This window comes from Variovorax sp. GW821-FHT09D07, from assembly GCF_059416345.1.
The window spans coordinates 337,020-363,645 of the sequence record NZ_JBWKOY010000004.1 but is presented as its reverse complement, the minus strand read 5'-3'; the positions used below and the strand labels follow the sequence as shown (position 1 = coordinate 363,645).

Genomic DNA, 26,626 nt, shown 5'->3' with positions numbered 1-26,626 from the left:
TCATCCCGCCTTCACCGCGCCTCGTCACCATCGCGACGAACCCACAACCTGGAGAACCCCATGGGCCTGGCCATTTGCGTCGGCATCCTCGCCGACCTGATCGAAAACGATCCCGAAGGCGCCGAACACTTCGAGGCGGATTTCGCCGCCGCTAACCGCAAGCTCGCCGAAGCCGGCCTGCCGCCGCACGTGGAACCCCGCAGCCTGCCGCCGCTCGAGTCCCGCGCGCCGCTCGACGGCCTGCCCTATTCGTTCATCCACTACCTGCGCCGCGCCTACGCGCACCGCGTGACGACGCCGGGATGGATGGCGACACCGCTGCCGGAGGACACCGATCCCACGGAAGACGAGACGCTCGAAGACGTGGCCAACATGTTCGAAAGCCACCTGCTGTGCCACTCCGACGCGGAAGGCTTCTACCTGCCGGTCGATTTCGACGAAGTGATCTTTGCCGGGGAAGACGAGACCGACCTGCCGGGTGGCATGCTCGGCTCGTCGTACCGGTTGCTCGAGGAACTGGTGCTGGTGGCGCCCGCGCTCGGCATCACGCTTTCGGACGGCGAGCTGTCCGACGAGGAAGCCGCGCGGATCGCCGACAGCATGGGCGAGGACGAAGGCCTTTACCGCGAGACCGAGTCGTGGCTGCTGCTGTACGAATCGGCGCGGCTGAGCATCGCGCACAAGACGGCGATCGTTTTCACATGAGGGCGATGCGGCTGATCGATCGGCTGTAAGGTCCGCAGACCATGTTCGAGACCACCATCCACTGGGTCCGCGACATACCGCCGCATCGGCTGGGCCTGATGGCACGCCCGCGCGGCGGCGACCAGCTGCGCGCCGAGGTGGCGTCCTGGCAGCGTGCCTCGCTGGACATGGTGGTCTCCCTGCTCGAGGCGCAGGAAATCAGGGCTCTTGAACTCCGGGAAGAGCCTGCGCTGTGCGCCGAACATGGCATCGTGTTCCGGCATTTCCCGATTCCGGACCGAGGCCTGCCGGCATCGCAGCGGGACGCGGCGGCCTTCATTGCCGAACTGGGCGCCGAACTGGCGAGCGGAAAGGCCATCGCCATCCACTGCCGCGCCGGCATCGGCCGCACGGGCCTCATCGCGGGCAGCCTGCTGCACGGACTCGGCGTTCCGCGCCAGAACATCTTCCACCTGCTGAGCCGCTCCCGGGGCGTCGACATGCCCGATACACCGGAACAGGCGGAATGGGTCGCGCAGTACATCCTCGGCACCCACCGCCCACCGCCCCCATGAAGAAGTCGATCCGCATCGGTCGCGCGCCGGTCGATCCGCAGGCGCCGTCGCAAGGCGGGCGCGACGGATCGCTCTCGTGCCCCAAGCCCTGGGACGCACTCGAAGCCACCGCCACGCCCGGCATCCGGTATTGCAGCGACTGCGGCAAGAACGTGTTCCAGGTGAACACCACCGAAGAGGTGCGCGAGGCCGGCCTGCTGGAGCGCTGCATCGCGATCGCGGACGACAGCGCCCATGCCCGCGCACACGACAGCGCAACGAACACACACGACACCCGCCCCATGACGCCTCCAAACCGCATTCACTTCGCCGGCAACCCCTGGCCCGAAGGCCATCCCGTCAAGGAGTTCCGCTGGACAGCGTCCGTGAGGAACAACGAGGTGTGGTTCGACCTGCACCTGCGCAGCGAAGACTACGACGCCGAGCGCGAGATCGACGAGCCGGAAGACGAGGACATCGATTACCCCTCCGACTGGGACGCGCCCGGGGTCTGGACCAACTACCACCGCTGCACGCTGTCGTCGACCGCCTGGGGTGACGGCGGCGGCTTCGCGGTCTGCGCGCTGAAGGACTTCAGCCTGGCGCGACTCGACGGGCTCGAGGTCGGCATCGACCTGCCGCCGCCCGAAGACATGGAAGACAACGTCTTTCACATCTACCTGCTCGGACACGACGCCGCGGCCCACCACCGCATCCGCTTCGACCGCATCGCGGGCACCGACCGCTTCCACATCACGTGGACCGGGAAGATCGCGCTGGCCTACGCGGGCGACTATGAATACAGGTACGACTTCAGCGCGCGGCTGCACGACGTCGAAGCACCGCGCATTCCCGCATGAACGCCGCCGTCCATTCCCATGAAGCGCCTCCTCGAAATCCGCACCTACCGCCTCAAGCCCGGCACCCTCGACGACTTCCACCGCGCGATGCATGAACGCGCGGTGCCCATGCTGCGCAGCAAGGGCATGGACGTGGTGAGCTACGGCAAGTCGGACCACGAGGAAGAGAGCTACCACCTCGTGCGCGCCTACGCGAGCCGCGAGGCGCTGGAGGCCGAGCAGGCGGCGTTCTATGGCTCCACCGAATGGCGCGAGGGCCCGCGCAGCGCGCTGGTCGACCGCATCGAGACCTACCTGAACACGCTGCTGTGGCTCTCGCCGGAGGGCGTCGACAGCCTGCGCACGCTCAACGAACCGGCGCGTTGAACATCTGTCGACGACGCACGGTGCGCGGGCCTACACTGCGCCTCCCGTCATCCCCCCAACTCACTGGAGAAACGCATGAACACCCAGGAAATCGCCGCCAAGCTCGTGGCGCTGTGCAAAGCAGGGACATTCGATGAAGCCCAGGCGCTCTACGCGCCGGAGGCCGTCAGCGTCGAGGCCAGCGCGCCGCCCGGCATGTCGCGCGAGTCGGTGGGCCTGTCGGCCATCCGCGCCAAGGGCGAATGGTGGGTCGCCAACCACGAGGTGCATTCGTTCCAGGTGGCCGGCCCCTGGCCGCACGACGACCGCTTCATCGTGGGTTTTCGCTTCGACGTGACCATGAAGCCCACAGGCCAGCGCTTCACGATGGAAGAGATGGCGCTGTACACCGTCAAGGACGGCAAGATCGTGCGCGAAGAGTTCTTCTACGAAGGCAGCTGAACGGGGGGGTCGGGCCTCCAGCAGGCCTTCCCCGGCGGGTGCTGCGCAACCAGGCGCTGTTTCGCTAGACTGGCCGCGCGGCCCTTGCGCCGCGCCTGACAGGAGCATTCGCCATGTGCCGCAGCATCAAGACCCTCTACAACTTCGAGCCCCCTGCCACCGAGCAGGAGATCCGCGCCGCCGCCCTGCAGTTCGTGCGCAAGCTCAGCGGCTTCAGCGTGCCCTCGCGGGCCAACGAGCAGGCCTTCGAGCGCGCCGTGGACGAGGTGGCCGCCACGGCCGCGCGGCTGATCGAATCGCTGGTGACCACGGCCGAGCCGCGTGACCGGGCCATCGAGGCCGAGCGTGCCAAGGCGCGGTCCGCGCTGCGTTTCGGCGCACCTGCTTCGACCTCGGACGCATGAAAAAGACTTCGTTCCCGCGCTGAACAGCGCACCGCCCTTCCCACACCACCAGGAGCATCCATCCCCATGCCCATCGAACTCTGGCTCGCCTTCGTCGCCGCGTCCGCGCTGCTGCTGATCATTCCGGGGCCGACCATCCTCACGGTGATCAGCTATTCGATGTCGCACGGTCGCCGCGCCAACGTGCCGCTGGTGGCCGCCGTGGCGCTGGGCGATTCAACCGCGCTGGTGGTGTCGCTGCTGGGGCTGGGCGCGCTGCTGGCCACCTCGGCCTTCTGGTTCACGGTGGTGAAGTGGGTCGGCGGCCTGTACCTGCTGTACCTGGGCATCAAGCTGCTGCGCGCCGGCATCTCGTCCACCGAGACCGCCGCGCCGGCCGCACCGGCCTCGCGCTGGCGCCTGTTCGCCAACACCTACCTGGTGACGGCCCTGAACCCCAAGGGCATCGTGTTCTTCGTGGCCTTCCTGCCGCAGTTCATCAGCCCGGGCGCCGACGTGTCGCATCAGATGTGGGTGCTGGCGCTGACCTTCGTGGCGCTGGCCACGCTCAACGCCACGCTCTATGCGGTGTTCGCGAGCTCGGCCGGCCGGCTGCTCGCCTCGCCGCGCGCGCAGCGGCGTTTTCATCTGGCGGGCGGCTCGCTGCTGGGCGCGGCCGGCCTGTGGGCGCTGATGGCGCGCCGCGCTGCCTGAGCACATCCACACACGCACAAGAAAGAAAAAAGACCGCGGGGCTGCGTGCCTCGCGGTCTTTTTCTTTGGGGGCCTTCGGCCCCGGTGTCAGTAGCGGTAGGGGTTGTTCGGCCGGCGGTCGTAGCGATTGGGCACGCCGTCGTTGTCGCGGTCACGGTCGTAGCGGTTGGGCACGCCGTCACGGTCGCGGTCGTAGCCGTGGCCGCGCTGGGGCGGGCCCCGGTCGTAGGGTGCGACCACGCAACCAGCCAGGATGGCCGAGGCCGCCAGCAGAAGCGCGAGTGTTTTCGTCATGCGGAGTTCTCCTTGGGTGGGGCTGTACGGTCGGGCGCGCCTCCTGCGAGCCCGTACCGTATTGAAGCCCCGCTGCGTGCGCATCGGGTGTCCAGATGCAGGCGCTTGTGTGAAGTTCGTTACCGGATGTGGAACCTTTGCCTGCGCTTGAGCACGCCGTAGCGACGTGGCACGATCCCGCCGATGACCGCCACGCAGCCCCAGCCCTCTCTGCCCGACCTCGCACGGCTGCGCCGCGTGCGCGACCGCATCGACCGCGAACACGCGCAGCCGCTGGACGTGGAAGCGCTCGCGCGCGACGCGAACATGTCGGCCGGCCACCTCAGCCGCCAGTTCCGCCTGGCCTATGGCGAGTCGCCCTACGCCTACCTGATGACGCGGCGCATCGAGCGCGCGATGGCGCTGCTGCGCCGCGGCGACCTGCGCGTGACCGAGGTCTGCTTCGAGGTCGGCTGCGCCTCGTTGGGCACCTTCACCACGCGCTTCACCGAGCTGGTCGGTGTGTCGCCCGGCGTCTACCGGCGCGAGGCGGCGCAGGTGACGGCGGGCATGCCGGCGTGCGTGGCGAAACAAGTGACACGGCCGATCAGGAATCGAGAAGCGCGAAACCCCGCCTCGCACCTAGCATGACGGCCCGACACAACCACGGACCCTCGCCATCATGAATCTCAGCATCCACTCGAGCTTTCTTCCGCACACCGACCCGCAGGCCTCGCTCGCCTTCTACCGCGACACCCTCGGCTTCGAGGTGCGCAACGACGTCGCCTATGGCGGCATGCACTGGATCACGGTCGGCCCGGCCGGCCAGCCCGCCACCTCCATCGTGCTGTACCCGCCGGCCGCCACGCCCGGGCTCACCGACGACGAGCGCCGCACCATCGCCGAGATGATGGCCAAGGGCACCTTCGCCTCGCTGCTGCTGGCCACGCCCGACCTCGAGGGCACCTTCGAGCGCCTGCAGGCCCGCAGCACCGAGATCGTGCAGGAGCCCACCGATCAGCCCTATGGCGTGCGCGACTGCGCGGTGCGCGACCCGGCGGGCAACCTGATCCGCATCCAGCAGACACGCTGAGCCGGCCCGCCGGCGCCGCAGCCCCCTGACCTCCTGCACGGGCGCCGCCGCCGTGGCGGCCCCGTGTCCCTTCCAGAGAAAGACCCGATGAGCAGCAAGGCCCCGAAGAAGGAAACAAAGAGCACGAAGGACGCGAACGGCAGGCACGCCGCCGACCACCACGACCTCATCCGCGTGCAGGGCGCGCGCGTGAACAACCTGAAGGACATCAGCGTCGAACTGCCCAAGCGCCGGCTCACGGTGTTCACGGGCGTCTCGGGCTCGGGCAAGAGTTCGCTGGTGTTCGGCACCATCGCGGCCGAGTCGCAGCGGCTCATCAACGAAACCTACAGCGCCTTCGTGCAGGGCTTCATGCCGACGCTGGCGCGGCCCGAGGTCGACGTGCTCGACGGCCTGACGACCGCGATCATCGTGGACCAGGAGCGCATGGGCGGCGACCCGCGCTCCACCGTCGGCACGGCCACCGACGCCAACGCGATGCTGCGCATTCTGTTCAGCCGCCTGGGCAAGCCGCACATCGGCTCGCCCAGCGCCTTCGCGTTCAACGTGCCCTCGGTGAAGGCCACCGGCGCCATCACGGTGGAGCGCGGCGCCAGCAAGACGGTGAAGCAGACCTTCAGCCGCACCGGCGGCATGTGCCCGCGCTGCGAGGGGCGGGGCGCGGTCACCGACTTCGACCTCACCGCCTTCTACGACGACAGCAAGTCGCTCAACGAAGGCGCGCTCACCATCCCGGGCTTCAGCATGGAAGGCTGGTACGGGCGCATCTTCAACGGCTGCGGCTTCTTCGACCCCGACAAGCCGATCCGCAAGTTCACGAAAAAAGAGCTCGACGCCCTGCTCCACAAGGAGCCGACCAAGATCAAGATCGACGGCATCAACCTCACCTACCAGGGCCTCATTCCGCAGGTGCAGAAGTCGTTCCTGGCCAAGGACGTCGAGGCGATGCAGCCGCACATCCGCGCCTTCGTGGAACGCGCCGTGACCTTCACCACCTGCCCCGAGTGCGATGGCACGCGGCTGAGCGAGGCAGCGCGTTCGTCGCGCATCAAGAAGCTCAACATCGCCGAGGCCTGCGCGATGCAGATCAGCGACCTCGCCGCGTGGGTCGGCGGCCTGAACGAGCCCTCGGTGGCGCCGCTGCTGGCCAAGCTGGCGCACACGCTCGATTCCTTCGTCGAGATCGGCCTCGGGTACCTCAGCCTCGACCGTCCCTCCGGCACGCTCTCGGGCGGCGAGGCGCAGCGCGTGAAGATGATCCGCCACCTGGGCTCCTCGCTCACCGACGTGACCTACGTCTTCGACGAGCCCACCATCGGCCTGCACCCGCACGACATCCAGCGCATGAACGAGCTGCTGCTGCGCCTGCGCGACAAGGGCAACACGGTGCTGGTGGTGGAACACAAGCCCGAGGCCATCGCCATCGCCGACCACGTCGTCGACCTCGGCCCCGGCGCGGGCTCGGCGGGCGGCACGGTCTGCTTCGAAGGCAGCGTGGCAGCGCTGCGCACCAGCGGCACGCTCACGGGCCGGCACCTGGACGACCGGGCCGCGCTCAAGAAGAAGCTGCGCCAGCCCACCGGCGCGCTGCCGATCCGCGGCGCCAAGGCGCACAACCTGCGCAACGTCGATGTCGACATTCCGCTGGGCGTGCTGGTGGTCGTGACCGGCGTGGCGGGCTCGGGCAAGAGCTCGCTGGTGCACGGCTCGATCCCCGCCGGCGCGGGCGTGGTGGCGGTCGACCAGGGCGCCATCCGCGGCTCGCGGCGCAGCAACCCGGCCACCTACACCGGCCTGCTCGACCCGATCCGCAACGCCTTCGCCAAGGCCAACGGCGTGAAACCGGCCCTGTTCAGCGCCAACTCCGAAGGCGCCTGCCCCACCTGCAACGGCGCGGGCGTGATCTACACCGACCTGGCGATGATGGCCGGCGTGGCCACCGTTTGCGAAGAGTGCGAGGGCAAGCGCTTCCACGCCTCGGTGCTCGAGCACCATTTCGGCGGGCGCGACATCAGCGAGGTGCTCGCGATGCCGGTGACCGAGGCCGCCGCCTTCTTCGGCGAGGGCCCGGCGCGCACGCCGGCCGCGCACGCCATCCTGCAACGGCTGGCCGACGTGGGCCTGGGCTACCTGAGCCTGGGCCAGCCGCTCACCACGCTGTCGGGCGGCGAGCGCCAGCGGCTCAAGCTGGCCACGCACATGGCCGAGAAGGGCGGCGTGTACGTGCTCGACGAGCCGACCACCGGCCTGCATCTGGCCGACGTGGCGCAGCTGCTGGCCCTGCTCGACCGGCTGGTGGATGCGGGCAAGTCGGTCATCGTCATCGAGCACCACCAGGCGGTGATGGCGCACGCCGACTGGATCATCGACCTGGGCCCCGGCGCCGGCCACGACGGCGGGCGCGTGGTCTTCGAGGGCACGCCGGCCGATCTGGTCGCCAAGCGCGCCACGCTCACAGGACAGCACCTCGCGGCGTACGTCGGCACCTGACGCGCCCGTGGGCGAGCCCCGCAAGGCATGGCGGAGAATGGGCCGTCTCCGCTTTGCCTGCCGCCCCGCGGCCCCGTCTGCTGCGATGCCTCTTGCGTTCTCGTTTTCTTCCACCGTCCGGCGCACCCTGGCCGTGGTCCTGCTGACGGCAGCCGCCGCACCCTCGGCCTGGGCGCTGGCCAGCTTCGAAGAAGTGAAGCGCGACTTCCGTTCCTCCGAGACCGCCGTGCTCGACCGCCAGGGCGAGCTGCTGCAGCGCGTACGCACCGACCCCACGGTGCGGCGCGGCCAGTGGACCGCGCTGGCCGACGTGTCGCCCGCGCTGCGCGCGGCCATGGTGCTGAGCGAGGACAAGCGCTTCTACGAACACAGCGGCGTCGACTGGCGCGCCGCCTCGGCCGCCGCCTGGGGCAACCTGTGGAACACGCGCACGCGCGGAGCCTCGACCATCACCATGCAGCTGGCGGGCCTGCTCGACGACGACCTGCGCCGCGCGGCGGGCGGGCGCAGCTTCACGCAGAAGATCGGCCAGACCGTGGCCGCCACGCAGCTGGAGCGCCGCTGGCGCAAGGACCAGATCCTCGAGGCCTACCTGAACACGGTGCCCTTCCGCGGCGAGATCGTCGGCATCGACGCGCTCTCGCGCACGCTCTTCAGCAAGGCCCCGAGCGGGCTCGACGCGCGCGAGGCCGCCGTGGCCGCCGCGCTGGTGCGCGCGCCCAACGCCCGCCCCGCGCTGGTGGCGCAGCGCGCCTGCGAGGTGCTGCGCGTGATGGAGCCCGGCGCCAAGACCGACTGCGAGGCACTCGACATGTTCACCAGCGCCGTGGTGCAGCGGCGCGCGTTCGAGCCCAACGAAGGCATCGCGCCGCATGCCGCGCGGCGGGTGCTGCGCGAGTTGCGTGATGCAGGGAACGACAAGGCCACCGCGCCCACCAGCGTGCGCACCACGCTGCGCGCGCCGCTGCAGCGCTATGCGCTCGACAGCTTGCAGCGCCACCTGCGCGAGCTGCGCGACCGTCATGTCGAAGACGGCGCGCTCGTGGTGCTCGACAACGCGAGCGGCGAGGTGCTGGCCTGGGTCGGCTCCTCGGGCCCGCTGAGCCAGGCCGCCGAGGTCGACGGCGTGACCGCGCTGCGCCAGCCCGGCTCCACGCTCAAGCCGCTGCTGTACGCGCAGGCCCTGGCCGAGAAGCGCATCACGGCCGCCTCGCTCATCGAAGATTCATCGGCGCAGATCAGCACCGCGAGCGGCCTCTACATTCCGCAGAACTACGACCGCCGCTTCAAGGGCCCGGTGTCGGCGCGCACCGCGCTGGCCGCCTCGCTCAACGTGCCGGCCGTGCGCACGCTGGTGATGGTGTCGCCCGAGGCCTTCGCGCGCGAGCTGCGCGCCGCCGGCCTGCCGCTGCGCGAGAGCGGCGACTACTACGGCTACAGCCTGGCACTGGGCAGCGCCGAGGTGTCGCTGCTGTCGCTGGCCAATGCCTACCGCATGATGGCCAACGGCGGGCGCTTCGGGGCGACCACGCTCACGCCGCGCCCTGCCCCGGCCACCAAGGCGAAGCCCATTGAAGCCGCGCCATTGCTCGATCCGCGCGCCGCCTTCATCGTCAGCGACATCCTCTCCGACCCGAACGCGCGCACGCGCACCTTCGGCCTGGACAGCATCCTCTCGACCCGTTTCTGGACCGCCGTGAAGACCGGCACCAGCAAGGACATGCGCGACAACTGGGCCGTGGGCTGGTCGCAGCGCTACACGGTCGGCGTGTGGGTCGGCAACGCCAGCGGTGCCTCGATGTGGGACGTGAGCGGCACCAGCGGCGCCGCGCCCGTGTGGGCCGAGGTGATGCGCTTCCTGCACGCGCGCGAACCCAGCCGCGCGCCCGCGCCGCCCGCCGGGCTGGTCGAGGCGCGCGTGAGCTTCGGCCCGGGCGCCGACGGCAGCCCACTCGAAGCGGCGCGCAGCGAATGGTTCTTGCAGGGCACTGAGCAGCCGCTGTTCGCGCTCGACACCGGCATGGCGAGCGACGCCGCCTCGGCGCGCATCACGGCGCCGGCCGACGGCACGATCCTGGCGCTCGACCCCGACATTCCGCCGCAGCGCCAGCGCGTGCGCTTCGAATCCGAAGGGCGCGGCGTGCAGTGGCGCATCGACGGCAAGTTCCACGCGCGCGGCAACAGCGCGCAGTGGCTGCCGTGGCCCGGGCGGCACCTGATCGAGCTGGTGGACGCCAGCGGCAAGGTGGTCGACCAGCGCCGGGTGGAGGTGCGCGGCGCGGGCGTGGTGGCGACCAAGGGCGCGCGCCGATGAACGCGCCGATGCGCGTGCCGCTGTCGATGCCCCGCTGGCTGTCGCTGTGCCTGGGCCTGCTGCTCGTGCTGTGCCTGGCCGGCCCGCGCGCCGCGCAGGCCAAGCCCGTGCCGGTGCCGCCGATGAGTTCGCGCGTGGTCGACCTCGCGCAGGCGCTGCCGGCCGGCGAGGCCGAAGCGCTGCGCGCGCAGATCGCCGACATCCAGAGCCGCACCCAGGCCCAGCTCGCGGTGCTCATCGTGCCGACCACGGGCGAGGACACCATCGAGAGCTACGCCACGCGCGTGTTCGCGAAGTGGCGGCTGGGCCGCAACGACGCCGACGACGGCATCCTGCTGCTCGTGGCGCAGAAAGACCGCCGCATGCGCATCGAGGTCGGCACCGGGCTCGAAGGCACGGTGACCGACATCCAGGCGGCCCGCATCATCGACCGCGAGATGGCGCCGCGCTTTCGCGAGGGCGACTTCGCCGGCGGCGTGCAGGCGGCCGTGGGCGCGCTGGCGCGGCTGCTCGACGGCGAGGTGGGCGTTGTCGCGCCCGAGTCGCAGCAGATCGTCGTGGACCACGCCGCCGCACCCGCCCCCGCACCCGACGACGAGGAGGTCACCAGCCTGACGCGCGGCGGCCACGTCACGCCCGAAGGCTGGGGCCTGCTGGGCGTGGTGCTGTGGGGCCTGGGCCTGGGCATTTACCACGGCCGCGGCGTCCCGCGCGACCCGCCGCGCGGCAGCTCGGCCTCGCGGCGCGCCGAAGAGAAACAACGCAAGGGCAAGCACAAGGGCAGCACGCGCCCCGAACCCTGGGCCGACGCCCTGGCGGCGATCGAGCCCGCACCGGCGCGTGCGCGCCCTGCCCCGCGCGACCTGCGCCTGGTGCTCGGCCTGCTCGGGGCCGGCCCGCTGGCGGCCGGCGCGGCGCTGCTGAACCCGGCCATCGCGCTGGTGCTGGCGATGCCGGCGATCTTCGGCTACGGCCTGGGCTTTCTCTGCGGCATGTCGCGCACGGCCGCCATCTTCATGGGCGGCTTCGTGCTCGTGATCGCGTCGCTGGTCGCCGTTGCGTGGACGGTCGGCGCCGACCGCTTCTGGTGGGGCTTCCTGTGGGCGCTGTGCCTCGGCGGCGTGACGCTGTTCGCGGTGATCATCGTGCGCTGCATGGTCAACACCTTCCAGCGCAGCGTGGTCAGCTTCCTCGTCCGGCTGATCATCGTGGCGGGCATCTGCGGCTACGTGTTTCACATCACCTCGCCCGGCCCGGTGCCGGACACCTCGTGGATTCCCATTGGGCTGGCGGCGTTCTTCTCGATGCTGATCGGCTTCCTGCCGCCCGGCGTCTGGGAATCGGGCAGCAGCGACGACGATGGGGACAGCGGCTGGAGCAGCAGTTCGTCGTCCTCTTCCTCGTCGTCGTCTTCGTCCTCCTCGGACAGCGGCGGTTCGAGCAGCGGCGGCGGCGCCTCGGGCAGCTGGTAAAGCAGGCGGCCGGCCCCCCTTCCGCGCCGCCTCATGCCCCTCCCGCCGACCGCGTCTTTTTAACAGTGGTTAAATTCATCCAATCATTCAATGAATAAGCCGCCCTGATCCCATGCTCGTCCAACCGCCCCGCACCTCCCTGGCCGACGCCGCCGCGAACAGCATCCGCACCGAAATCGCGGCGGGCCGCTGGCCCATCGGCTCGCGCATTCCGATCGAGCCCCAGCTGGCGCAGCTGCTGGGCGTGAGCCGCGGCACGGTGCGCGAGGCGGTGAAGACGCTGGTCTCGCGCGGCCTGCTCGAGGTGCGGCAGGGTTCGGGCACCTACGTGCGCTCGGGCTTCGACCCCTCGGCCAGCCTGCAGAAGCTGCGCCTGGCCAGCCTGCGCGACCAGTTCGAGGTGCGCCGCGCGCTCGAGGTCGAGGCCGCCCGGCTCGCCGCCGTGCGCCACACCGCGAAAGACCTGCGCCGGCTGAACGCCCTGCTCGACAAGCGCGGCCAGCCCGACCTGGCCGACGGCGGCGCGGCCTTCATCGAGCGCGACCTGGCCTTTCACCTGGCCATCGTCGATGTGTCGGGCAACCTGGCGCTGGTCGAGACCTGCCGCTTCATCACCGGCTACATCAAGGAAACCATCGCCAGCACGCTGAGCGCCAGCCTGCCCGAGCCCGACGAGGCGGCGCACCGCGCCATCGTCGAAGGCATTGCGAGCCGCGACCCCGAGCGCGCCGCCGCCGCCGTGCGCGAGCTGATGGCGCCGACGCTCAACGCGCTCGCATTGGGCACGGCATGAGCACGATGACCTTGCCCACGGGTGCAGCCACCACCGCGCGCACCCAGGCGGGCCCATCGGGCGCCGAAGAACTGCTGATCGACGCCGAAGTCGACAGCCTGCCCGCGCCGCGCCCCACGCCGACGCCCAGCCGGGGCCGCCGGCTGCTGCTGGGCCTGACGGTGGTGCTCATCGCCTTCAACCTGCGGCCGGTGTTCGCCAGCCTGTCGGTGGTGCTGCCGGAAATCATCCGTGCCACGGGCCTGTCGGCCACCGCCGCCAGCCTGCTGACCACGCTGCCCATCGTCTGCCTGGGCGTGTTCGCGCCGATGGCGCCCTGGCTCGGGCGCCGCTTCGGCACCGAGCGCACGCTGCTGGGCTGCATGGTGCTGATCGGCGTGGGCACGGTGCTGCGCGGCACCGGCAACATCCCGCTGCTGTTCCTGGCCTCGGCCATCGCGGGCAGCGGCATCGCGGTGTCGAACGTGCTGCTCTCGGGCCTGGTGAAGCGCGACTTCGCCAAGCAGGCCGCGCTGATGATGGGCCTGTACACCATGGCCGTGTGCGGCGGCGCCGCCAGCGCCGCGGGCCTGACGGTGCCGCTGGAGCACGCGCTGGGCGGCGGCTGGACGCTGGCGCTCGCCATGTGGGCCGTGCCGGCCGCGCTGGTCACGTTCATCTGGGCGCCGCAGGCGCTGCCGCTCAAGCCGGTGGCCAGCGAGTCGGGCTTCACCGTGCGCGGCCTGTGGCGCGACCGGCTGGCCTGGCAGGTCACCTTCTTCATGGGGCTGCAGTCGGCCCTGGCGTACATCGTGATGGGCTGGCTGGCGCCGATCCTGCGCGAGCGCGGGCTCAGCGGCGAAATGGCTGGCTACGTGGTGTCGCTGTCGGTCATGACGCAGGTCGTGACCTGCCTCGTGGTGCCGGCGCTGGCCGTGAAGCTGCGCAACCAGCGCGCGCTGGCGGTGGTGCTGTCGGCGATGACGGTGGCGGCCATGCTGGCCATGCTGTTCGCGCCGCTGGACGCCCCCGGCGGCATGTGGACCTGGGCCGTGGTGCTGGGCATTTCGCAGGGCGGCACCTTCGCGCTGGCGCTCACGATGATCGTGCTGCGCTCGCCCGATTCGCACATTGCCGCGCACCTGTCGGGCATGGCGCAGGGCGTGGGCTACATGGTGGCGGCCTTCGGCCCGCTGCTGGCCGGGCTGCTGCACGGCTGGACCGGCAGCTTCCGCGCCTCGGCGTGGCTGTTCGTCGGCCTGGGCGTGGTGCTGGTCATGGCGGGGCTGGGCGCGGGGCGCACGCTGCACGTGGGTGCGGTGACGGTGCCGCGGCACTGAGCCGCTGTTTTGCCTACTGCAGTCCGCCATCGCAGGCAGTCGGCTTCCGGGCGCTGTCGTCCGTGAAGTCGACGCTGGTGCGCTTGTTGCCGGCCGGCCCCGTGTGCGCCGGCCACTCGCTCTGCAGCCAGGTGTAGCGCCACACATAGGGGCCGCCGGCCTTCGCCGGCGCGTCGTAGGCGATGCGCAGGCTGCCGCGGCTTTCGTCGTGGCAGTGCTTCGAGGTCTTGTATTCCTTCTCGCTGAAGCAGGCGCGGATCGACCGCGAGCACCAGTACGGGATGCTCTCGCGCGCGGCCTTGGCGCGCTGCCCGGGCGGCGTGTCCAGCGGCACGAAGTCGGCCGTCACATAGGACGCGCCGCCGCCCGAATAGCTTTCCGATTCGTGCTGGGTCACGGCCACGGCCCAACGGCCTTCGGCCAGCGGGTAGAGCACCGGCGCGAGGGCCAGGTGCAGTTCGGGGTCGGTGCTGGGGCGGTCGCGCTGCTGCGAGGCCACGTAGGTCGAGAAATCGTGCAGCTGCGCGAGCTGCCAGCCACCGGTGCCGGCGTCGCGCTTCAGGCGTGCCATGGCCAGGGGCTTTTCCGAGGTGAGCAGGTAGTCGTCGGGCGCGCCGCCGTCGCGCGGGCGGTGCAGCTTCAGCGCCTGCGCATCGCAGGGCTGGGGCAGCAAGGCGCACAGGTGGGCGCGCCACATGGCGTCGACGGCCTCGGGCGTCTTGACGGCCACGAAGACCTGGGCTGCGGGCGCAGCGAGCAGGGGGCCGGCCGGCAGCGACGCGAGAAGACCGACGATCCCGGCAAGAGGCAGCTTTTTCATGGGGCGCAATGGTAGCCATCGCGGGAAGCCCTGGCAGAGGGGTCATCGGGGTTTCTCCGGCCGCGCCCCGGCCCGACCGGGCGACAATGGGGGGCTCCGGCGAAAGTCCATTTCGCCCAATGAAATTTCAGCCCTCTCGACAACCCAGAACCTACGGAAGCAAGCGCATGAGCACGAAGCAACCCACCATCGTCTACACCCTCACCGACGAGGCGCCCCTGCTGGCGACCTACGCCTTCCTGCCCATCGTGCGCGCCTTCACGGCTCCGGCCGGCATCAACGTGACGACGAGCGACATCTCGGTGGCCGCCCGCATCCTGGGCGAGTTTCCCGAATTCCTGAGCGACGACCAGAAGGTGCCCGACAACCTGGCCGAACTGGGCAAGCTCACGCTCAAGCCCGAAGCCAACATCATCAAGCTGCCCAACATCAGCGCCTCGGTGTCACAGCTCAAGTCGGCCATCAAGGAACTGCAGGGCAAGGGCTACAAGATCCCCGACTACCCGGAGAACCCGACCTCCGACGAGGACAAGGACATCCGCACGCGCTACAACAAGTGCACCGGCAGCGCCGTGAACCCCGTGCTGCGCGAAGGCAACTCCGACCGCCGCGCGCCCCGCGCCGTGAAGGAATACGCCCGCAAGAACCCGCACAGCATGGCCGAGTGGAGCCAGGCCTCGCGCTCGCACGTCTCGCACATGCATGGCGGCGACTTCTATCACGGCGAAAAGTCCATGACCCTGGACCGCGCGCGCAACGTCAAGATGGAACTGCTCACCAAGAGCGGCAAGACCATCGTGCTCAAGCCCAAGGTCGCCCTGCTCGACCGCGAGATCATCGACTCCATGTTCATGAGCAAGAAGGCCCTGCTGGCCTTCTATGAAAAGGAAATCGAAGACGCGCACAAGACCGGCGTGATGTTCTCGCTGCACGTGAAGGCCACCATGATGAAGGTCTCGCACCCCATCGTGTTCGGCCACTGCGTGAAGATCTTCTACAAGGAAGCCTTCGAGAAACACGGCAAGCTGTTCGACGAGCTGGGCATCAACGTCAACAACGGCATGGTCGACCTGTACAACAAGATCGCCACGCTGCCCCAGAGCACGCAGGACGAGATCAAGCGCGACCTGCACGCCTGCCACGAAGGCCGCCCCGAGCTGGCCATGGTCGACTCGGCCAAGGGCATCACCAACTTCCACTCGCCCAACGACGTGATCGTGGACGCCTCCATGCCCGCCATGATCCGCAACGGCGGCAAGATGTGGGGCGCCGACGGCCGCCTGAAGGACGTCAAGGCCGTGATGCCCGAATCGACCTTCGCCCGCATCTACCAGGAGATCATCAACTTCTGCAAGTGGCACGGCGCCTTCGACCCCAAGACCATGGGCACCGTGCCCAACGTCGGCCTCATGGCGCAGAAGGCCGAAGAGTACGGCTCGCACGACAAGACCTTCGAGATCCCCGAAGACGGCGTGGCCAACATCACCGACCTGGACACCGGCGAAGTGCTGATGAGCGAAGACGTGGAGAAGGGCGACATCTGGCGCATGTGCCAGGTCAAGGACGCCGCCATCCGCGACTGGGTGAAGCTGGCCGTCAACCGCGCGCGCAACTCCGGCATGCCGGTCGTGTTCTGGCTCGACGCCTACCGCCCGCACGAAGCGCAGCTGATCACCAAGGTCAAGATGTACCTGCACGAGCACGACACCACGGGCCTGGACATCCAGATCATGAGCCAGGTGCGCGCCATGCGCTACACGCTGGAGCGCGTCGTGCGCGGCCTGGACACCATCAGCGCCACCGGCAACATCCTGCGCGACTACCTCACCGACCTGTTCCCCATCATGGAACTGGGCACCTCGGCCAAGATGCTGTCGATCGTGCCGCTCATGGCCGGCGGCGGCATGTACGAGACCGGCGCGGGCGGCTCGGCCCCCAAGCACGTGCAGCAGCTGGTGGAAGAAAACCACCTGCGCTGGGACTCGCTGGGTGAATTCCTCGCGCTGGCCGTGAGCCTGGAAGACCTGGGCCTGAAGACCGGCAACGCGCAGGCCAAGATCCTGGCCAAGACGCTCGACGCCGCCACCGGCCAGCTGCTGGACAACAACAAGAACCCGTCGCCCAAGACCGGCCAGCTCGACAACCGCGGCAGCCAGTTCTACCTGGCCATGTACTGGGCCCAGGAACTCGCCGCACAGACCGAGGACAAGGAGCTGCAGGCCAAGTTCAAGAAGCTGGCCGAGGCACTCACCGCCAACGAGAAGAAGATCGTCGACGAACTCGCGGCCGTGCAGGGCAAGGCCGTGGACATCGGCGGCTACTACCTGGCCGACCCGAAGAAGTACGAAGCCGTGATGCGCCCGAGCGCCACGCTGAACGCAGTGTTGGCACCGGCGGTCTGATTCCGCTGCGTTGCGCCTCCCGGGCCTGACCAGGCCCGGAAGTGCCCACACCAACGGCCTGTCGCTCACGCGGCGGGCCGTTGGTCTTTGTGCACGACTAGACTCCGATTTCTCCCGCCCCACTGCACGCAAGAAAGAAAGGCAGGCCCCTCATGAAACGCCATTGGCTTGCTGTTGCCGCCGCCGGGCCCCTGCTCATGGCCGCCGGCAGCGCCCATGCCCAGAGCCCCACTCAGAGCAACTGCGAAACGCTGCGCGCCCAGATCGAAGCGAAGATCGCCGCCTCGGGCGTGACGAACTTCAGCGTCGTCACCGTCGATGCCGCCGCCACGGCCAGCGGCCAGGTGGTGGGCAGCTGCGAGCTGGGCACGAAGAAGATCGTCTACCAGCGCGAAGGCGGCGCGGCCTCGCCGCCCCCGAGCGCCACCTCGGCGCCCGCGTCGCGCGGCGAGCCCATCCTCACCGAATGCAAGGACGGCTCGGTGTCCATGGGCGGCAGCTGCAGGCCCTGAGGACCGGCATCCCATGGCCTGGTCCACGCTGCGTCTGTTCTTCGGCCTGCTGACCCTGGTGGCGATCGGCTGGCAGCTGGCGATCCATGTCCGCATGGGCTTCGACGTCGTCAACTTCTTCAGCTTCTTCACCAACCTCTCGAACCTGTTCGCGGCGATCGTGCTGGTGCTGGGCGCGCGTCGCCTCTGGCGCCCGGCGTCCACGGGGCCCGACGAAGGGCTGCGCGCCCTGTCGGCCGTGAACATGGTGGTGGTCGGCATCGTCTTCTCGCTGCTGCTGCGCGACGTCGACCTCGGCGCGCTGCGGCCGTGGATCAACACGCTGCTACACCACGTCATGCCCTGCATCGTGCTGCTCGACTGGCTGCTGCAGCCGCCGCGCAGGCGCCTCGGTGGCCGGCAGCTGCTGTGGACGCTGGTCTTCCCGATGGCCTACCTGGTCTACACGCTGGTGCGCGGCAGCCGCACCGGCTGGTACCCCTACCCCTTCCTCAACCCCGCCAACGTCGGCGGCTACGGCGGCGTGGCCCTCTACGCCGCAGGCATCGCGTTGACCTTCGGGCTGGCGGGATGGGCGCTGCTGGCGTTGGGCAACCGGCTGGGCCGGCGCCGCCTGTAGCACCGTTCGATCACTTCATTCCGTGACCCACGTCTTCACTCTGCATCGAGAAAGCCTCAAACGCCGCTTCGCCGTCTACGTCGTCGTTGCCCACTCGCAAGACGACGCGCGGCTGTACGTCGGCAAGACCGGCGACAACCGCATGGGATGCAACCCGCTGATCTCCCGCTGCGGCAACCACTTCTCGTACAACGACATCCACAGCCAGATCCGCAACGAACTCAGCGATCACGAAGAGCGCGACTACACCTACGTCTTCGATCACTTCGACGACTACACCGACGACGAGTTGCTTCGCCGCACGCGCATCGACCGGATCAACGAGATGGAGCGCTGGCTCAACCAGGAGGTCCAGGCGATGCTGCAGCGCTTCGACTGCACCAACCTGACGCTCCTGAACGTGTACCAGGGCGTTGGCCATGTGCCGCAGGCCAAGCGCGCCAGTCGCGCGGCGTTCCGCACGACCGAAGCACAACAGAAGATCGACGCCATCGTCGAGGCCGTGCGCAAGCACTGCGCCCAACTGCCCTGCGTGCCAGCCAAAGCCCGCACCTCGTGATCCGGCCCCGGCCGGGTGCCGCCCAACGTTTTCGCAGGATCAGGCAAAAACCTCGTTCGATCCGGATACCGCCTCCGGCCCCTTCGCCCCGAGACTCCTCTGCATGCCCGGCGCACCCTTCGCGCCGTGGCGCATCGACCCGCATGAGGAGTTTTGTATGAGTGCAATCCAGGACACAGTGGTTCTCGTCACCGGCGCCAGCAGCGGCATCGGCGAGGCGACGGCGCGGCGGCTCGCGCGGCGCGGCGCCCATGTGGTGCTCGGCGCGCGCCGCACCGAACGGCTCGCGGCGCTCGCGGCCGAGATCAACGCCACCGGCGGCTCGGCGAGCTTCCGGCGGCTGGACGTGACGCACCGGCCCGACATGGAGGCCTTTGCCGAGTTCGCCCTCGACACGCACGACCGCATCGACGTGCTCGTGAACGCCGCCGGCGTGATGCCGCTGTCGCCGCTGTGGCAGCGCAAGATCGAGGAGTGGGAGCTGATGATCGACGTCAACCTGCGCGGCATGCTGCTGGGCGTGGCGGCCGTGCTACCCACGATGCAGGAGCAGGGCTGGGGCCACATCGTCAACGTCGCGCCGGTGGCCATGGGCGGCGCCACGCCCGACTCGGCCGTCTACCACGGCACGCAGTACGCGGTGCAGGCCATTTCCGAAGGGCTGCGGCGGGAACACGCGGGGCGCGTGCACGTCTCGCTGGTGAGCCCCGACGTGGCCGAGGCCTCTGACCCGCTGGCCGAGCGCATCGCCGACAGCTACGCCTTCGAGCGCATGCGGACGCGGCGGCGCCTGGCGACACCGGTCGACAGCGTGGCGCGTGCCATTGCGGGTGCGATCGAGGGCGCGCGCTACGGCATGGCCGGCCCCGGCTGGCGCCCGGCCCCGACGCCGCGGCCGAAGCCGGCGGCACCGGTGTACTGAAAGCCGAACGTCAGTAGCTCTTGTACGGCAGGAACTTGCCCGACAGCACCACGTTGACGCGGTCGCCCTTCGGGTCGGGCTGGCGCTGGATGTCCATGCTGAAGTCGATGGCGCTCATGATGCCGTCGCCGAACTCTTCATGGATCAGTTCCTTGATGGTGGTGCCGTACACGCTCACCACCTCGTACCAGCGGTAGATCAGCGGGTCGGTCGGCACGGGCGTGGGCAGCGAGCCCTTGTAGGGCACGACCTGGAGCCACTTCTGCTCCTCGGGCGTGAGGCCGAAGATCTTGCCGATGACCTTGGCCTGCTTGTCGTCGAGCGTCATCTGGCCGAGGCAGGCGGCGGTGGTCCACTCTTTCGACAGGCCGACCTTCCTGGCCACGTCGGCCCACTGGATGCCCTTGGATACCTTCACGGTGATGATCTTCTCGGTGACGTCGTTGCGGTTCATGCGGCTTGGCTCCTGGGTATGAAGGGATGCGACAGGGCAAGCAACAGGCATGCCCGTTGTCGGCCCCTGCGCCTCAGCGCTCCCAGCGGAACTTGCGCTCCGATTCCGCGATGGGCTGGTCGTTGATGCTCGCGTAGCGCCTTTGCATCAAGCCGTTCTGCGCAAACTCCCAGTTCTCGTTGCCGTGGCTGCGGAACCACTGGCCCGCGGCGTCGTGCCATTCGTACTCGAAGCGCACCGCGATGCGGTTGTCCATGAAGGCCCACAGCTGCTTCTTCAGGCGGTAGTCGTGCTCGCGCTCCCACTTGCGCGACAGGAACGCCACCACCTCCGCGCGGCCATTGACGAAGTCGGCGCGGTTGCGCCATTCGGTGTCGGGCGTGTAGGCCAGGCTCACGCGCACGGGGTCGCGCGAGTTCCAGGCGTCTTCGGCGGCCTGGACTTTCTGGTGGGCGGATTCGAGGGTGAAGGGCGGCAGCGGCGGGCGGGATTCCATGGCGGTCTTTCAGTCAAAGAAATGAAGTGATGAAGGCCCGCAATGTGCCACGAGTAGACAGACCTGTCTACATGCCTACAATCGCCGCATGGACATCTCTGCACTGCCCGCGCGCGAGCGCATCCTGCTCACGGCGCACGAGCTCTTCTATGCCGACGGCATCCGCGCCACCGGCATCGACCGCGTGATCGCCGCGTCGGGCGTCACCAAGGTCACCTTCTACCGGCATTTCCCCTCGAAGGACGACCTGGTGCGCGCCTTTCTCGATCACCGGCACGGCGTGTGGATGGCCTGGTTCGTCGATGCGCTGGGCCGGCGCGACGCGCAGCAACGCATCGCGCAGGGGCAGGCGCTGCCGGTGCTGGCCGACGTGATGGCCGAGTGGTTCGCCGACCCGCTGTTTCGGGGCTGTGCCTTCATCAACTCGGTGGTGGAAGTGGGCGCCAGCGTGGCCGGTGCCGCCGACATCGCGCGCGAGCACAAGCGCGAGATGGTCGAGGTGATCGCCGGCCTGCTGCCCGACGGCCCGCAACGCATGACCGTTGCACAGGCGGCTGCGCTGGGCGTCGACGGCGCCATCGTCAAGGCGCAGATGGGCGATGCGGCCCTGGCGCGCGAGGCGGTCGACGACCTGCGGCGGCTGCTCGATGCGCTGGTCGCCCTTCGATAACATCGCATCGCTCACTCCTTCCAAGAAACACATGGCATCGACGCGACTCCCCTCGACCCAGGGCCTGCAGGCCTTCGAGGCCGTCGCGCGGCTGCGCAGCGTGAACGTCGCGGCCGAAGAGCTCAGCGTGACGCCAAGCGCCGTGAGCCACCGCATCCGCCAGCTCGAGACGCAGCTCGAGCTCAAGCTCTTCACCGGCAACGACTTCGGCCTGAGCGCCGACGGCGTGGCCTACCTGGCGCGCGTGCGCGAGGCCATTGCGGCGCTGCAGCAGGTGCCGGGGCGCGAGCCCGCGTCGCAGGTGCGGCGGCTGCGCGTGGCGGTCACGCCCACCTTCTCGCGCCAGATGCTGCTGCCCCGGCTGGCCGAGTTCCGCGACGCCTACCCGACCATCGAGCTGATGCTGCAGGTGACCATGCCGGTGCGCAACTTCACGGCCGAAGACGCCGACATCGAGCTGCGCTTCGGCACCGGCCCGTTCCACGACCGCGAGTTCTGCCAGCTGCTGGCCGACGACGTCTCGCCGGTGTGCAGCCCGGCCTACCTGGAGCGACACGGGCCCTTCGAGCAGCACTTCTCGACCGATGCCGAGGTGGCGCGCGTGCAGATGCTGCGCACGCCGCTGGAGTCGTGGCGCATCTGGTTCAAGGCCTGCGGCATCGGCCTGCCCGAACCGGCGGTGGGCCACCAGTTCAACGACTTGGGGCTGGCGCTCGATGCGGCCGCCGAAGACTTCGGCGTGGTGCTCATGCACCTGCGGCTGGGCCGCGCCTGGCTGGACAACGGCCGGCTGGTGCGCCTGTCGCCGCACAGCGCGCCCTCGCCCAACGCCTACTTCCTGTGCTGGCGCCCCGGCACCATGGAACGCTGGGAATGCGCCACCTTCGTCGAATGGCTGCGCCAGGCGCTGCGCGAGCCGGGCTGAATAATTTTCAGCCGGGGTCTGGGCTTTTTTCAGGTCGCCGGCGCGTTTCCCCTGCAGACTCGACCCCCGGCGCTGCCGTGGCCCACATGGCCTGCGGCCCGCCTTGACCTCAATAACACCAGCCAGGAGACCTCCCCCGTGCCCGACCTTTCCAAGATCACCTGCATCGAAGACCTGCGGGCGATCGCCCAGCGGCGCGTGCCGAAGATGTTCTACGACTACGCCGACTCCGGCGCCTGGACCGAGGGCACCTACCGCGCCAACGAGAGCGACTTCCAGAAGATCAAGCTGCGCCAGCGCGTGGCCGTGAACATGGAAGGCCGCTCCACCCGCACCACCATGATCGGCCAGGAGGTCGCCATGCCCGTGGCCATCGCGCCCACGGGCCTGACCGGCATGCAGCACGCCGACGGCGAAATTTTGGGCGCGCGCGCGGCCAAGGCCTTCGGCATTCCATTCACGCTCTCGACCATGAGCATCTGCTCGCTGGAAGACATTGCCGAGAACACCGACCGCCACCCCTTCTGGTTCCAGCTCTACGTGATGAAGGACCGCGACTTCATCGAACGCCTGATCGACCGCGCCAAGGCCGCCAACGTGTCGGCGCTGCAGCTCACGCTCGACCTGCAGATCCTCGGCCAGCGCCACAAGGACATCAAGAACGGCCTGTCGACGCCGCCCAAGCCCACCATCAAGAACCTCATCAACCTGGCGACCAAGCCGCGCTGGTGCATGGGCATGCTGGGCACCAAGCGCCGCACCTTCGGCAACATCGCCGGCCACGCCAAGGGCGTGAAAGACCTGTCGTCGCTGTCGTCGTGGACCGCCGAACAGTTCGACCCGGCCCTGAGCTGGGCGGACGTCGAATGGATCAAGAAGCGCTGGGGCGGCAAGCTGATTCTCAAGGGCATCATGGACGCCGAAGACGCGCGCCTGGCCGTGGCCAGCGGCGCCGACGCGCTCATCGTGTCGAACCATGGCGGGCGCCAGCTCGACGGCGCGCCCTCCTCCATCGCCGCGCTGCCGGCCATCGCCGATGCCGTGGGCAGCCAGATCGAGGTGTGGATGGACGGCGGCGTGCGCAGCGGCCAGGACGTGCTCAAGGCCCGCGCGCTCGGCGCACGCGGCACGCTGATCGGGCGCAGCTTCCTGTACGGCCTGGGTGCCTACGGCCAGGAAGGCGTGACGCGCGCGCTGCAGATCATCCACAAGGAACTGGACATCACGATGGCCTTCTGCGGTCGCACGCAGATCGACGATGTGAAGTCGGACATCCTGTTGCCGGGGACGTTCTGAGGGGCGGCTGAAGACCTCGTCGAGGGCGGGCCGATGCGACGGCGGAGTGCTCAGCGCGACGCGAGGCTTTCCATGTAGACGCAGAACATGTCGGCCATCGCGTCCGCCCAGGCCTCGATCTCGGCGTCGGTGCGGGGGCGCTCCGAGAACTCTTTCCCCACGGCGCTGAGCGTCGCCACGATCAGGTCGCCTGCCATCTGGCGCGTGGGGTCGGAGGCCGCTGGCAGCGCCTGCTGCATGAACACGCGAACGATCTCGTCGCCAGCGGCACGCACCCCCTGTGCCTCGGGTGCGTCGCGGTAGAACGGCGCGGCGTCGCCGAGCGCCGTTCGCACATCGGCCTCTTCGCATTCGGAGCGGACGAACGCGTGCGTCAGCAGGCGCAGGCGCTCCAGCGCGGGACGCTGCGTGTCCCCGAGGATGCCGCGCATCAACTCTGTGGTCTGCCGCCATTCATCGCTCTGCAAGCGGAACAGGATCGACGCCTTGTTCGGGAAGTACTGGTACACCGACCCCACGCTCACGCCCGCGCGCTCGGCGACGCGCGTCGTCGTGAAGCGGCGCACGCCCTCTTTCGCCAAAACCTGAATGGCTGCCTGAAGAATGGCCCCAAGAAGGTCGGCCGAGCGCGCCTGCTTGGGCTGCCTGCGAGAGGAGATCGAGGGGCTAGGGCGGTCGGTCATGGGAGCGTGGCGGAACGCGAATGGAAAACATGAAGGGTTCTTCATAGTATTTCCCATCTGCTTTTCACACGAAAGAACCCCGTGACCACCTTGACCACCGCACCCCTCGCGCCCTTGCTGGACCGCCTGTTCCAGGAGGCCAGCGCGGCCACCAGCCCGGCCATCGCCGACGTCAGTCCGCAGGAACGCCACCGGCTGATGCACAGCAAGACCGAGTACATCGCGCTCTACAGCCGGCTCAAGGACCTGTGGCTTCCGGTGTCGCGCGAGACCGGCGTGCTGCTGTACCAGCTGGCGCGCAGCACGAACGCGCGCCACATCGTGGAGTTCGGCACCTCCTTCGGCCTGTCCACCCTGTACATGGCCGCGGCGCTGCGCGACAACGGCGGCGGCCGCCTGATCGGCAGCGAGTTCGAGCCCTCGAAGGTCGCCAGGGCCCGCGTGCACCTGGCCGAAGGCGGCGTGGCCGACCTGGTCGAGATCCGCGAAGGCGATGCGCTGCAGACGCTGGCGGTCGACCTGCCAGCCTCCATCGACCTCTTGCTGCTCGATGGCGCGAAGGCGCTCTACCCCGACGTGCTGGCGCTGGTCGAACCGCGCCTGCGGCCGGGCGCGCTGATCGTGGCGGACAACGCCGACCACAGCCCGGAATACCTGGCGCGCGTGCGCTCGCCTGACAGCGGGTACCTGTCGGTGCCGTTCGGCGGTGATGTGGAGTTGTCGATGCGGTTGGGGTGAGGTCTTTCTCGCAACCTCCATCGAAGAGAGATTGCAATGAAAGCACGAGGGCCCGTCGGCAGCTCGATGGTCTCTCGTGATCCTACGGGCCTCCGACCTTCGTGAAGGTCGCGCCATAGCGAGTGAGGCAAGCGGTTGCGGCGGTGGTCTCAGGTACCAGCGTGGTGACCATGCGCCGCTCCTTCATGCGCGAGATGGTGACGATTCCATCGTCTCGCAATTCCGCAGCCATCAGCTTGTTGGTCATTGAGATGGAATCTACCCGGTAGCCCCAAGCACGCTTGACGAGCCTTGCCTGAGAAAACGCTGCGTAATTCATCACCGTGTCCCATCCATCGAAGATGCAGTCGGCGAGAAGCCCTTGTTTGCTCGGGTCATAGCGCCCCTCGATGATGGTCTCGAACGTCTCAGCCGTCATTGCGATCGGATACTGCGTGCAGCCCGATATCGCCATCAAGGCCGTGATCGAGGCCCAGATCTTCCAACGAGATTTCATTCGCTCTTCGCTCCTGGTTATAGGGGCGACAGCATAGCGTGACCCATTGGCAGGTGCCCCAACTTGCGCGTGCACAGCCCGATCTCGCCGCACATGAGTGAACGCACGGAAAACCCGCAGGCCCGGGAAGCGGCGCTCGTGAAACAAGAGACGATCTATCTCCCGCTGGTGAGACACGGTCTGCAAGTGGCAGCCGCGGCCATGCGGCATCACCTGCAGGCGTCGCGCGTCCGATGGAGCGGAGAGTCCGTCGCACCGGGCGGCTGACGCCAGCCGACAAACTCAGTCCGCGTACACCCCCGCCGCCTTGATGATCGGGCTCCACTTCGCGATCTCCGCCGCCACGAACTTCTTGTGCCCCTCGGGCTCGATGCGGCCGTCGGTGGCGACCACGGCGCCGAGCGCTTCCTCGCGCTTGATGAAATCGGCGTCCTTCAGTGCTGCCTTCAGCGCATCGCTGATCTTCTTGAGCACCGGCGCGGGCGTGCCCTTGGGCGCGTACAGGCCGTGCCAGATCGTCACCTGGAAGTTCTTCAGGCCGGCCTCGTCGAGCGTGGGCAGGTCTTTCAAGAGCGGCGTGGTCAGGCGCTTGGGCGTGGTCACTGCATAGGCCTTGACCTTCTTCGCCTCGATCTGCGGCGAGGTGTTGGTGCTCTGGTCGCACAGGAGGTCGATCTGGCCACCGATCAGGTCGGTGATGGCGGGCGCCGTGCCCTTGTAGGGCACGGGCGTCATCTCGGTCTTCGTGGCGCTCTGGTAGAGCAGGCCGCACAGGTGCGAGGCCGAGCCGATGCCCGCGTTGCCCAGGTTGATCTTGCCCTTGTTGGCGGCGATCCAGGCGGTCAGTTCCTTGTAGTTGGTGGCCGGAAGGCTGGGTTTGGCGATGAGCGTCATGGGCACGTCGTTGACGATGCCCAGGTACTCGAAGTCGGTCTCGACCTTGAACGGCACGTTGCGCACCAGCGTCGGCACGGTCGCCATCGCGATGTGGTTGAGCAGCAGCGTGTAGCCGTCGGGGTTGGCGCGCGCGACCTTGGCCGCGCCGATGGAGCTGCCCGCGCCGGGCACGTTGTCGATGATGACGCTGGCGCCGCCCAGCGGCTTGCGCAGTGCCTCGGCGAGGTCGCGCGCGACGCGGTCGGTCGGGCCGCCGGCCGCGAAGGGCACGACGATGGTCACGGGCTTGCCCGCGGGAAAGTCCTGCGCTTGGGCGCACACGGCAAGGGCCATCGCCGCGAGGGCGAACAGTTTTTTCATGAAAGTCTCCGTCAAGGTCAA

30 protein-coding genes are annotated in these 26,626 nt (G+C 68.9%); 23 read left to right on the top strand and 7 right to left on the bottom strand.

What is annotated here, in order from left to right; translation table 11 throughout:
- The first annotated feature begins 60 nt into the window (after positions 1-60).
- From AC07OX_RS17415 to AC07OX_RS17385, 7 genes are all read left to right on the top strand, one after another.
- Positions 61-705, top strand: coding sequence for a putative DNA-mimic protein (locus tag AC07OX_RS17415; protein ID WP_495261058.1), 645 nt, complete (start codon positions 61-63; stop codon positions 703-705).
- A gap of 41 nt (positions 706-746) precedes the next feature.
- The gene (locus AC07OX_RS17410; protein ID WP_495261059.1) at positions 747-1,259 is read left to right on the top strand and encodes a phosphatase domain-containing putative toxin; all 513 of its coding nucleotides are present in this window, start codon (positions 747-749) and stop codon (positions 1,257-1,259) included.
- Positions 1,256-2,098 carry a hypothetical protein gene (locus AC07OX_RS17405; protein ID WP_495261060.1) on the top strand — a complete coding sequence of 281 codons (843 nt, stop codon included), beginning with the start codon at positions 1,256-1,258 and terminating at the stop codon, positions 2,096-2,098. The genes AC07OX_RS17410 and AC07OX_RS17405 overlap by 4 nt, the downstream gene beginning before the upstream one ends.
- Positions 2,099-2,116: 18 nt before the next feature.
- Positions 2,117-2,464, top strand: coding sequence for an NIPSNAP family protein (locus tag AC07OX_RS17400; protein ID WP_495261061.1), 348 nt, complete (start codon positions 2,117-2,119; stop codon positions 2,462-2,464).
- A gap of 75 nt (positions 2,465-2,539) precedes the next feature.
- Positions 2,540-2,905 (top strand): nuclear transport factor 2 family protein, encoded by a 366-nt coding sequence (locus AC07OX_RS17395; protein ID WP_070062203.1) that lies wholly within the window; start codon positions 2,540-2,542, stop codon positions 2,903-2,905.
- Between the two features lie 113 nt (positions 2,906-3,018).
- Positions 3,019-3,309, top strand: a complete 291-nt coding sequence (locus AC07OX_RS17390) for a DUF2277 domain-containing protein (protein WP_070062202.1) — start codon at positions 3,019-3,021, stop codon at positions 3,307-3,309.
- A 66-nt stretch (positions 3,310-3,375) separates the two neighbouring features.
- On the top strand, positions 3,376-4,002 hold the full coding sequence (locus AC07OX_RS17385; protein WP_495261062.1) for a LysE family translocator: 627 nt from the start codon (positions 3,376-3,378) through the stop codon (positions 4,000-4,002).
- Positions 4,003-4,089: 87 nt separating this feature from the next.
- Here AC07OX_RS17385 and AC07OX_RS17380 read toward each other — a convergent pair whose 3' ends face one another.
- Complete coding sequence (locus tag AC07OX_RS17380) at positions 4,090-4,296, bottom strand: hypothetical protein (protein ID WP_495261063.1); 207 nt, start codon at positions 4,294-4,296, stop codon at positions 4,090-4,092.
- A gap of 183 nt (positions 4,297-4,479) precedes the next feature.
- Between AC07OX_RS17380 and AC07OX_RS17375 the strand changes: the two genes are divergently transcribed.
- From AC07OX_RS17375 to AC07OX_RS17345, 7 genes are all read left to right on the top strand, one after another.
- A complete protein-coding gene (locus AC07OX_RS17375; protein ID WP_495261064.1) occupies positions 4,480-4,926 on the top strand; it encodes a helix-turn-helix transcriptional regulator in 447 nt (148 codons plus the stop codon).
- 31 nt (positions 4,927-4,957) lie between these two features.
- The gene (locus AC07OX_RS17370) at positions 4,958-5,368 is read left to right on the top strand and encodes a VOC family protein (protein ID WP_062474355.1); all 411 of its coding nucleotides are present in this window, start codon (positions 4,958-4,960) and stop codon (positions 5,366-5,368) included.
- An 87-nt stretch (positions 5,369-5,455) separates the two neighbouring features.
- Positions 5,456-7,858 (top strand): ATP-binding cassette domain-containing protein, encoded by a 2,403-nt coding sequence (locus AC07OX_RS17365; protein ID WP_495261065.1) that lies wholly within the window; start codon positions 5,456-5,458, stop codon positions 7,856-7,858.
- A gap of 85 nt (positions 7,859-7,943) precedes the next feature.
- On the top strand, positions 7,944-10,172 hold the full coding sequence (gene pbpC, locus AC07OX_RS17360; RefSeq protein ID WP_495261066.1) for a penicillin-binding protein 1C: 2,229 nt from the start codon (positions 7,944-7,946) through the stop codon (positions 10,170-10,172).
- Complete coding sequence (locus AC07OX_RS17355; protein WP_495261067.1) at positions 10,169-11,644, top strand: TPM domain-containing protein; 1,476 nt, start codon at positions 10,169-10,171, stop codon at positions 11,642-11,644. The genes pbpC and AC07OX_RS17355 overlap by 4 nt, the downstream gene beginning before the upstream one ends.
- Before the next feature lie 112 nt (positions 11,645-11,756).
- Positions 11,757-12,437 carry a FadR/GntR family transcriptional regulator gene (locus AC07OX_RS17350; RefSeq protein WP_095949614.1) on the top strand — a complete coding sequence of 227 codons (681 nt, stop codon included), beginning with the start codon at positions 11,757-11,759 and terminating at the stop codon, positions 12,435-12,437.
- Between the two features lie 5 nt (positions 12,438-12,442).
- A complete protein-coding gene (locus tag AC07OX_RS17345) occupies positions 12,443-13,756 on the top strand; it encodes a CynX/NimT family MFS transporter (protein ID WP_495261252.1) in 1,314 nt (437 codons plus the stop codon).
- Between the two features lie 13 nt (positions 13,757-13,769).
- Here AC07OX_RS17345 and AC07OX_RS17340 read toward each other — a convergent pair whose 3' ends face one another.
- Complete coding sequence (locus AC07OX_RS17340; RefSeq protein WP_495261068.1) at positions 13,770-14,576, bottom strand: hypothetical protein; 807 nt, start codon at positions 14,574-14,576, stop codon at positions 13,770-13,772.
- Positions 14,577-14,743: 167 nt separating this feature from the next.
- On the opposite strand from AC07OX_RS17340, the gene AC07OX_RS17335 reads away from it, so the two are divergent.
- The 5 genes from AC07OX_RS17335 to AC07OX_RS17315 all read left to right on the top strand — a co-directional run bounded on the left by AC07OX_RS17335 (position 14,744) and on the right by AC07OX_RS17315 (position 19,590).
- Positions 14,744-16,978, top strand: coding sequence for an NADP-dependent isocitrate dehydrogenase (locus tag AC07OX_RS17335; RefSeq protein ID WP_095949616.1), 2,235 nt, complete (start codon positions 14,744-14,746; stop codon positions 16,976-16,978).
- Between the two features lie 152 nt (positions 16,979-17,130).
- The gene (locus AC07OX_RS17330; RefSeq protein ID WP_495261069.1) at positions 17,131-17,490 is read left to right on the top strand and encodes a DUF1161 domain-containing protein; all 360 of its coding nucleotides are present in this window, start codon (positions 17,131-17,133) and stop codon (positions 17,488-17,490) included.
- 13 nt (positions 17,491-17,503) lie between these two features.
- Positions 17,504-18,109 (top strand): Pr6Pr family membrane protein, encoded by a 606-nt coding sequence (locus AC07OX_RS17325; RefSeq protein WP_495261070.1) that lies wholly within the window; start codon positions 17,504-17,506, stop codon positions 18,107-18,109.
- Between the two features lie 22 nt (positions 18,110-18,131).
- Complete coding sequence (locus AC07OX_RS17320; RefSeq protein ID WP_495261071.1) at positions 18,132-18,668, top strand: hypothetical protein; 537 nt, start codon at positions 18,132-18,134, stop codon at positions 18,666-18,668.
- A gap of 157 nt (positions 18,669-18,825) precedes the next feature.
- The gene (locus AC07OX_RS17315; protein ID WP_495261072.1) at positions 18,826-19,590 is read left to right on the top strand and encodes an SDR family oxidoreductase; all 765 of its coding nucleotides are present in this window, start codon (positions 18,826-18,828) and stop codon (positions 19,588-19,590) included.
- Between the two features lie 10 nt (positions 19,591-19,600).
- On the opposite strand, the gene cynS is transcribed toward AC07OX_RS17315, so the two are convergent.
- Entirely contained in the window at positions 19,601-20,044 is a 444-nt protein-coding gene (cynS, locus tag AC07OX_RS17310; protein WP_495261073.1) for a cyanase, read from the bottom strand.
- 73 nt (positions 20,045-20,117) lie between these two features.
- On the bottom strand, positions 20,118-20,540 hold the full coding sequence (locus AC07OX_RS17305; RefSeq protein WP_495261074.1) for a nuclear transport factor 2 family protein: 423 nt from the start codon (positions 20,538-20,540) through the stop codon (positions 20,118-20,120).
- An 88-nt stretch (positions 20,541-20,628) separates the two neighbouring features.
- Here AC07OX_RS17305 and AC07OX_RS17300 point away from each other — a divergent pair, with 88 nt between their 5' ends.
- The 3 genes from AC07OX_RS17300 to AC07OX_RS17290 all read left to right on the top strand — a co-directional run bounded on the left by AC07OX_RS17300 (position 20,629) and on the right by AC07OX_RS17290 (position 23,431).
- Positions 20,629-21,210: a TetR/AcrR family transcriptional regulator gene (locus AC07OX_RS17300; RefSeq protein WP_495261075.1), complete on the top strand. Its 582-nt coding sequence runs from the start codon at positions 20,629-20,631 to the stop codon at positions 21,208-21,210.
- A gap of 31 nt (positions 21,211-21,241) precedes the next feature.
- Complete coding sequence (locus AC07OX_RS17295) at positions 21,242-22,135, top strand: LysR substrate-binding domain-containing protein (protein ID WP_307694871.1); 894 nt, start codon at positions 21,242-21,244, stop codon at positions 22,133-22,135.
- Between the two features lie 138 nt (positions 22,136-22,273).
- Positions 22,274-23,431, top strand: a complete 1,158-nt coding sequence (locus AC07OX_RS17290; RefSeq protein WP_101493230.1) for an alpha-hydroxy acid oxidase — start codon at positions 22,274-22,276, stop codon at positions 23,429-23,431.
- Between the two features lie 50 nt (positions 23,432-23,481).
- Here the strand turns inward: AC07OX_RS17290 and AC07OX_RS17285 are convergent, their stop codons facing one another.
- Positions 23,482-24,114, bottom strand: a complete 633-nt coding sequence (locus AC07OX_RS17285) for a TetR/AcrR family transcriptional regulator (RefSeq protein ID WP_495261076.1) — start codon at positions 24,112-24,114, stop codon at positions 23,482-23,484.
- 81 nt (positions 24,115-24,195) lie between these two features.
- Here AC07OX_RS17285 and AC07OX_RS17280 point away from each other — a divergent pair, with 81 nt between their 5' ends.
- Positions 24,196-24,852 (top strand): O-methyltransferase, encoded by a 657-nt coding sequence (locus AC07OX_RS17280; protein ID WP_495261077.1) that lies wholly within the window; start codon positions 24,196-24,198, stop codon positions 24,850-24,852.
- An 82-nt stretch (positions 24,853-24,934) separates the two neighbouring features.
- Here the strand turns inward: AC07OX_RS17280 and AC07OX_RS17275 are convergent, their stop codons facing one another.
- Together AC07OX_RS17275 and AC07OX_RS17270 are read right to left on the bottom strand one after the other, a co-directional pair.
- A complete protein-coding gene (locus tag AC07OX_RS17275) occupies positions 24,935-25,348 on the bottom strand; it encodes a hypothetical protein (RefSeq protein WP_492697278.1) in 414 nt (137 codons plus the stop codon).
- Positions 25,349-25,630: 282 nt separating this feature from the next.
- Complete coding sequence (locus AC07OX_RS17270) at positions 25,631-26,605, bottom strand: tripartite tricarboxylate transporter substrate-binding protein (RefSeq protein ID WP_495261078.1); 975 nt, start codon at positions 26,603-26,605, stop codon at positions 25,631-25,633.
- Positions 26,606-26,626 lie beyond the last annotated feature (21 nt).

Bases quoted from the DNA above. Each gene is read 5' to 3' on its own strand.
- AC07OX_RS17400 (WP_495261061.1), top strand. From the start codon at position 2,117: ATGAAGCGCCTCCTCGAAATCCGCACCTACCGCCTCAAGCCCGGCACC.
- AC07OX_RS17380 (WP_495261063.1), bottom strand. From the start codon at position 4,296: ATGACGAAAACACTCGCGCTTCTGCTGGCGGCCTCGGCCATCCTGGCT.
- AC07OX_RS17375 (WP_495261064.1), top strand. From the start codon at position 4,480: ATGACCGCCACGCAGCCCCAGCCCTCTCTGCCCGACCTCGCACGGCTG.
- AC07OX_RS17285 (WP_495261076.1), bottom strand. From the start codon at position 24,114: ATGACCGACCGCCCTAGCCCCTCGATCTCCTCTCGCAGGCAGCCCAAG.
- AC07OX_RS17365 (WP_495261065.1), top strand. From the start codon at position 5,456: ATGAGCAGCAAGGCCCCGAAGAAGGAAACAAAGAGCACGAAGGACGCG.
- AC07OX_RS17300 (WP_495261075.1), top strand. From the start codon at position 20,629: ATGGACATCTCTGCACTGCCCGCGCGCGAGCGCATCCTGCTCACGGCG.
- AC07OX_RS17370 (WP_062474355.1), top strand. From the start codon at position 4,958: ATGAATCTCAGCATCCACTCGAGCTTTCTTCCGCACACCGACCCGCAG.
- AC07OX_RS17355 (WP_495261067.1), top strand. From the start codon at position 10,169: ATGAACGCGCCGATGCGCGTGCCGCTGTCGATGCCCCGCTGGCTGTCG.
- AC07OX_RS17275 (WP_492697278.1), bottom strand. From the start codon at position 25,348: ATGAAATCTCGTTGGAAGATCTGGGCCTCGATCACGGCCTTGATGGCG.
- AC07OX_RS17410 (WP_495261059.1), top strand. From the start codon at position 747: ATGTTCGAGACCACCATCCACTGGGTCCGCGACATACCGCCGCATCGG.
- AC07OX_RS17305 (WP_495261074.1), bottom strand. From the start codon at position 20,540: ATGGAATCCCGCCCGCCGCTGCCGCCCTTCACCCTCGAATCCGCCCAC.
- pbpC (WP_495261066.1), top strand. From the start codon at position 7,944: ATGCCTCTTGCGTTCTCGTTTTCTTCCACCGTCCGGCGCACCCTGGCC.
- AC07OX_RS17295 (WP_307694871.1), top strand. From the start codon at position 21,242: ATGGCATCGACGCGACTCCCCTCGACCCAGGGCCTGCAGGCCTTCGAG.
- AC07OX_RS17390 (WP_070062202.1), top strand. From the start codon at position 3,019: ATGTGCCGCAGCATCAAGACCCTCTACAACTTCGAGCCCCCTGCCACC.
- AC07OX_RS17325 (WP_495261070.1), top strand. From the start codon at position 17,504: ATGGCCTGGTCCACGCTGCGTCTGTTCTTCGGCCTGCTGACCCTGGTG.
- AC07OX_RS17345 (WP_495261252.1), top strand. From the start codon at position 12,443: ATGACCTTGCCCACGGGTGCAGCCACCACCGCGCGCACCCAGGCGGGC.
- AC07OX_RS17330 (WP_495261069.1), top strand. From the start codon at position 17,131: ATGAAACGCCATTGGCTTGCTGTTGCCGCCGCCGGGCCCCTGCTCATG.
- AC07OX_RS17270 (WP_495261078.1), bottom strand. From the start codon at position 26,605: ATGAAAAAACTGTTCGCCCTCGCGGCGATGGCCCTTGCCGTGTGCGCC.
- AC07OX_RS17315 (WP_495261072.1), top strand. From the start codon at position 18,826: ATGAGTGCAATCCAGGACACAGTGGTTCTCGTCACCGGCGCCAGCAGC.
- AC07OX_RS17395 (WP_070062203.1), top strand. From the start codon at position 2,540: ATGAACACCCAGGAAATCGCCGCCAAGCTCGTGGCGCTGTGCAAAGCA.
- AC07OX_RS17385 (WP_495261062.1), top strand. From the start codon at position 3,376: ATGCCCATCGAACTCTGGCTCGCCTTCGTCGCCGCGTCCGCGCTGCTG.
- AC07OX_RS17415 (WP_495261058.1), top strand. From the start codon at position 61: ATGGGCCTGGCCATTTGCGTCGGCATCCTCGCCGACCTGATCGAAAAC.
- AC07OX_RS17335 (WP_095949616.1), top strand. From the start codon at position 14,744: ATGAGCACGAAGCAACCCACCATCGTCTACACCCTCACCGACGAGGCG.
- AC07OX_RS17340 (WP_495261068.1), bottom strand. From the start codon at position 14,576: ATGAAAAAGCTGCCTCTTGCCGGGATCGTCGGTCTTCTCGCGTCGCTG.
- AC07OX_RS17405 (WP_495261060.1), top strand. From the start codon at position 1,256: ATGAAGAAGTCGATCCGCATCGGTCGCGCGCCGGTCGATCCGCAGGCG.
- AC07OX_RS17350 (WP_095949614.1), top strand. From the start codon at position 11,757: ATGCTCGTCCAACCGCCCCGCACCTCCCTGGCCGACGCCGCCGCGAAC.
- cynS (WP_495261073.1), bottom strand. From the start codon at position 20,044: ATGAACCGCAACGACGTCACCGAGAAGATCATCACCGTGAAGGTATCC.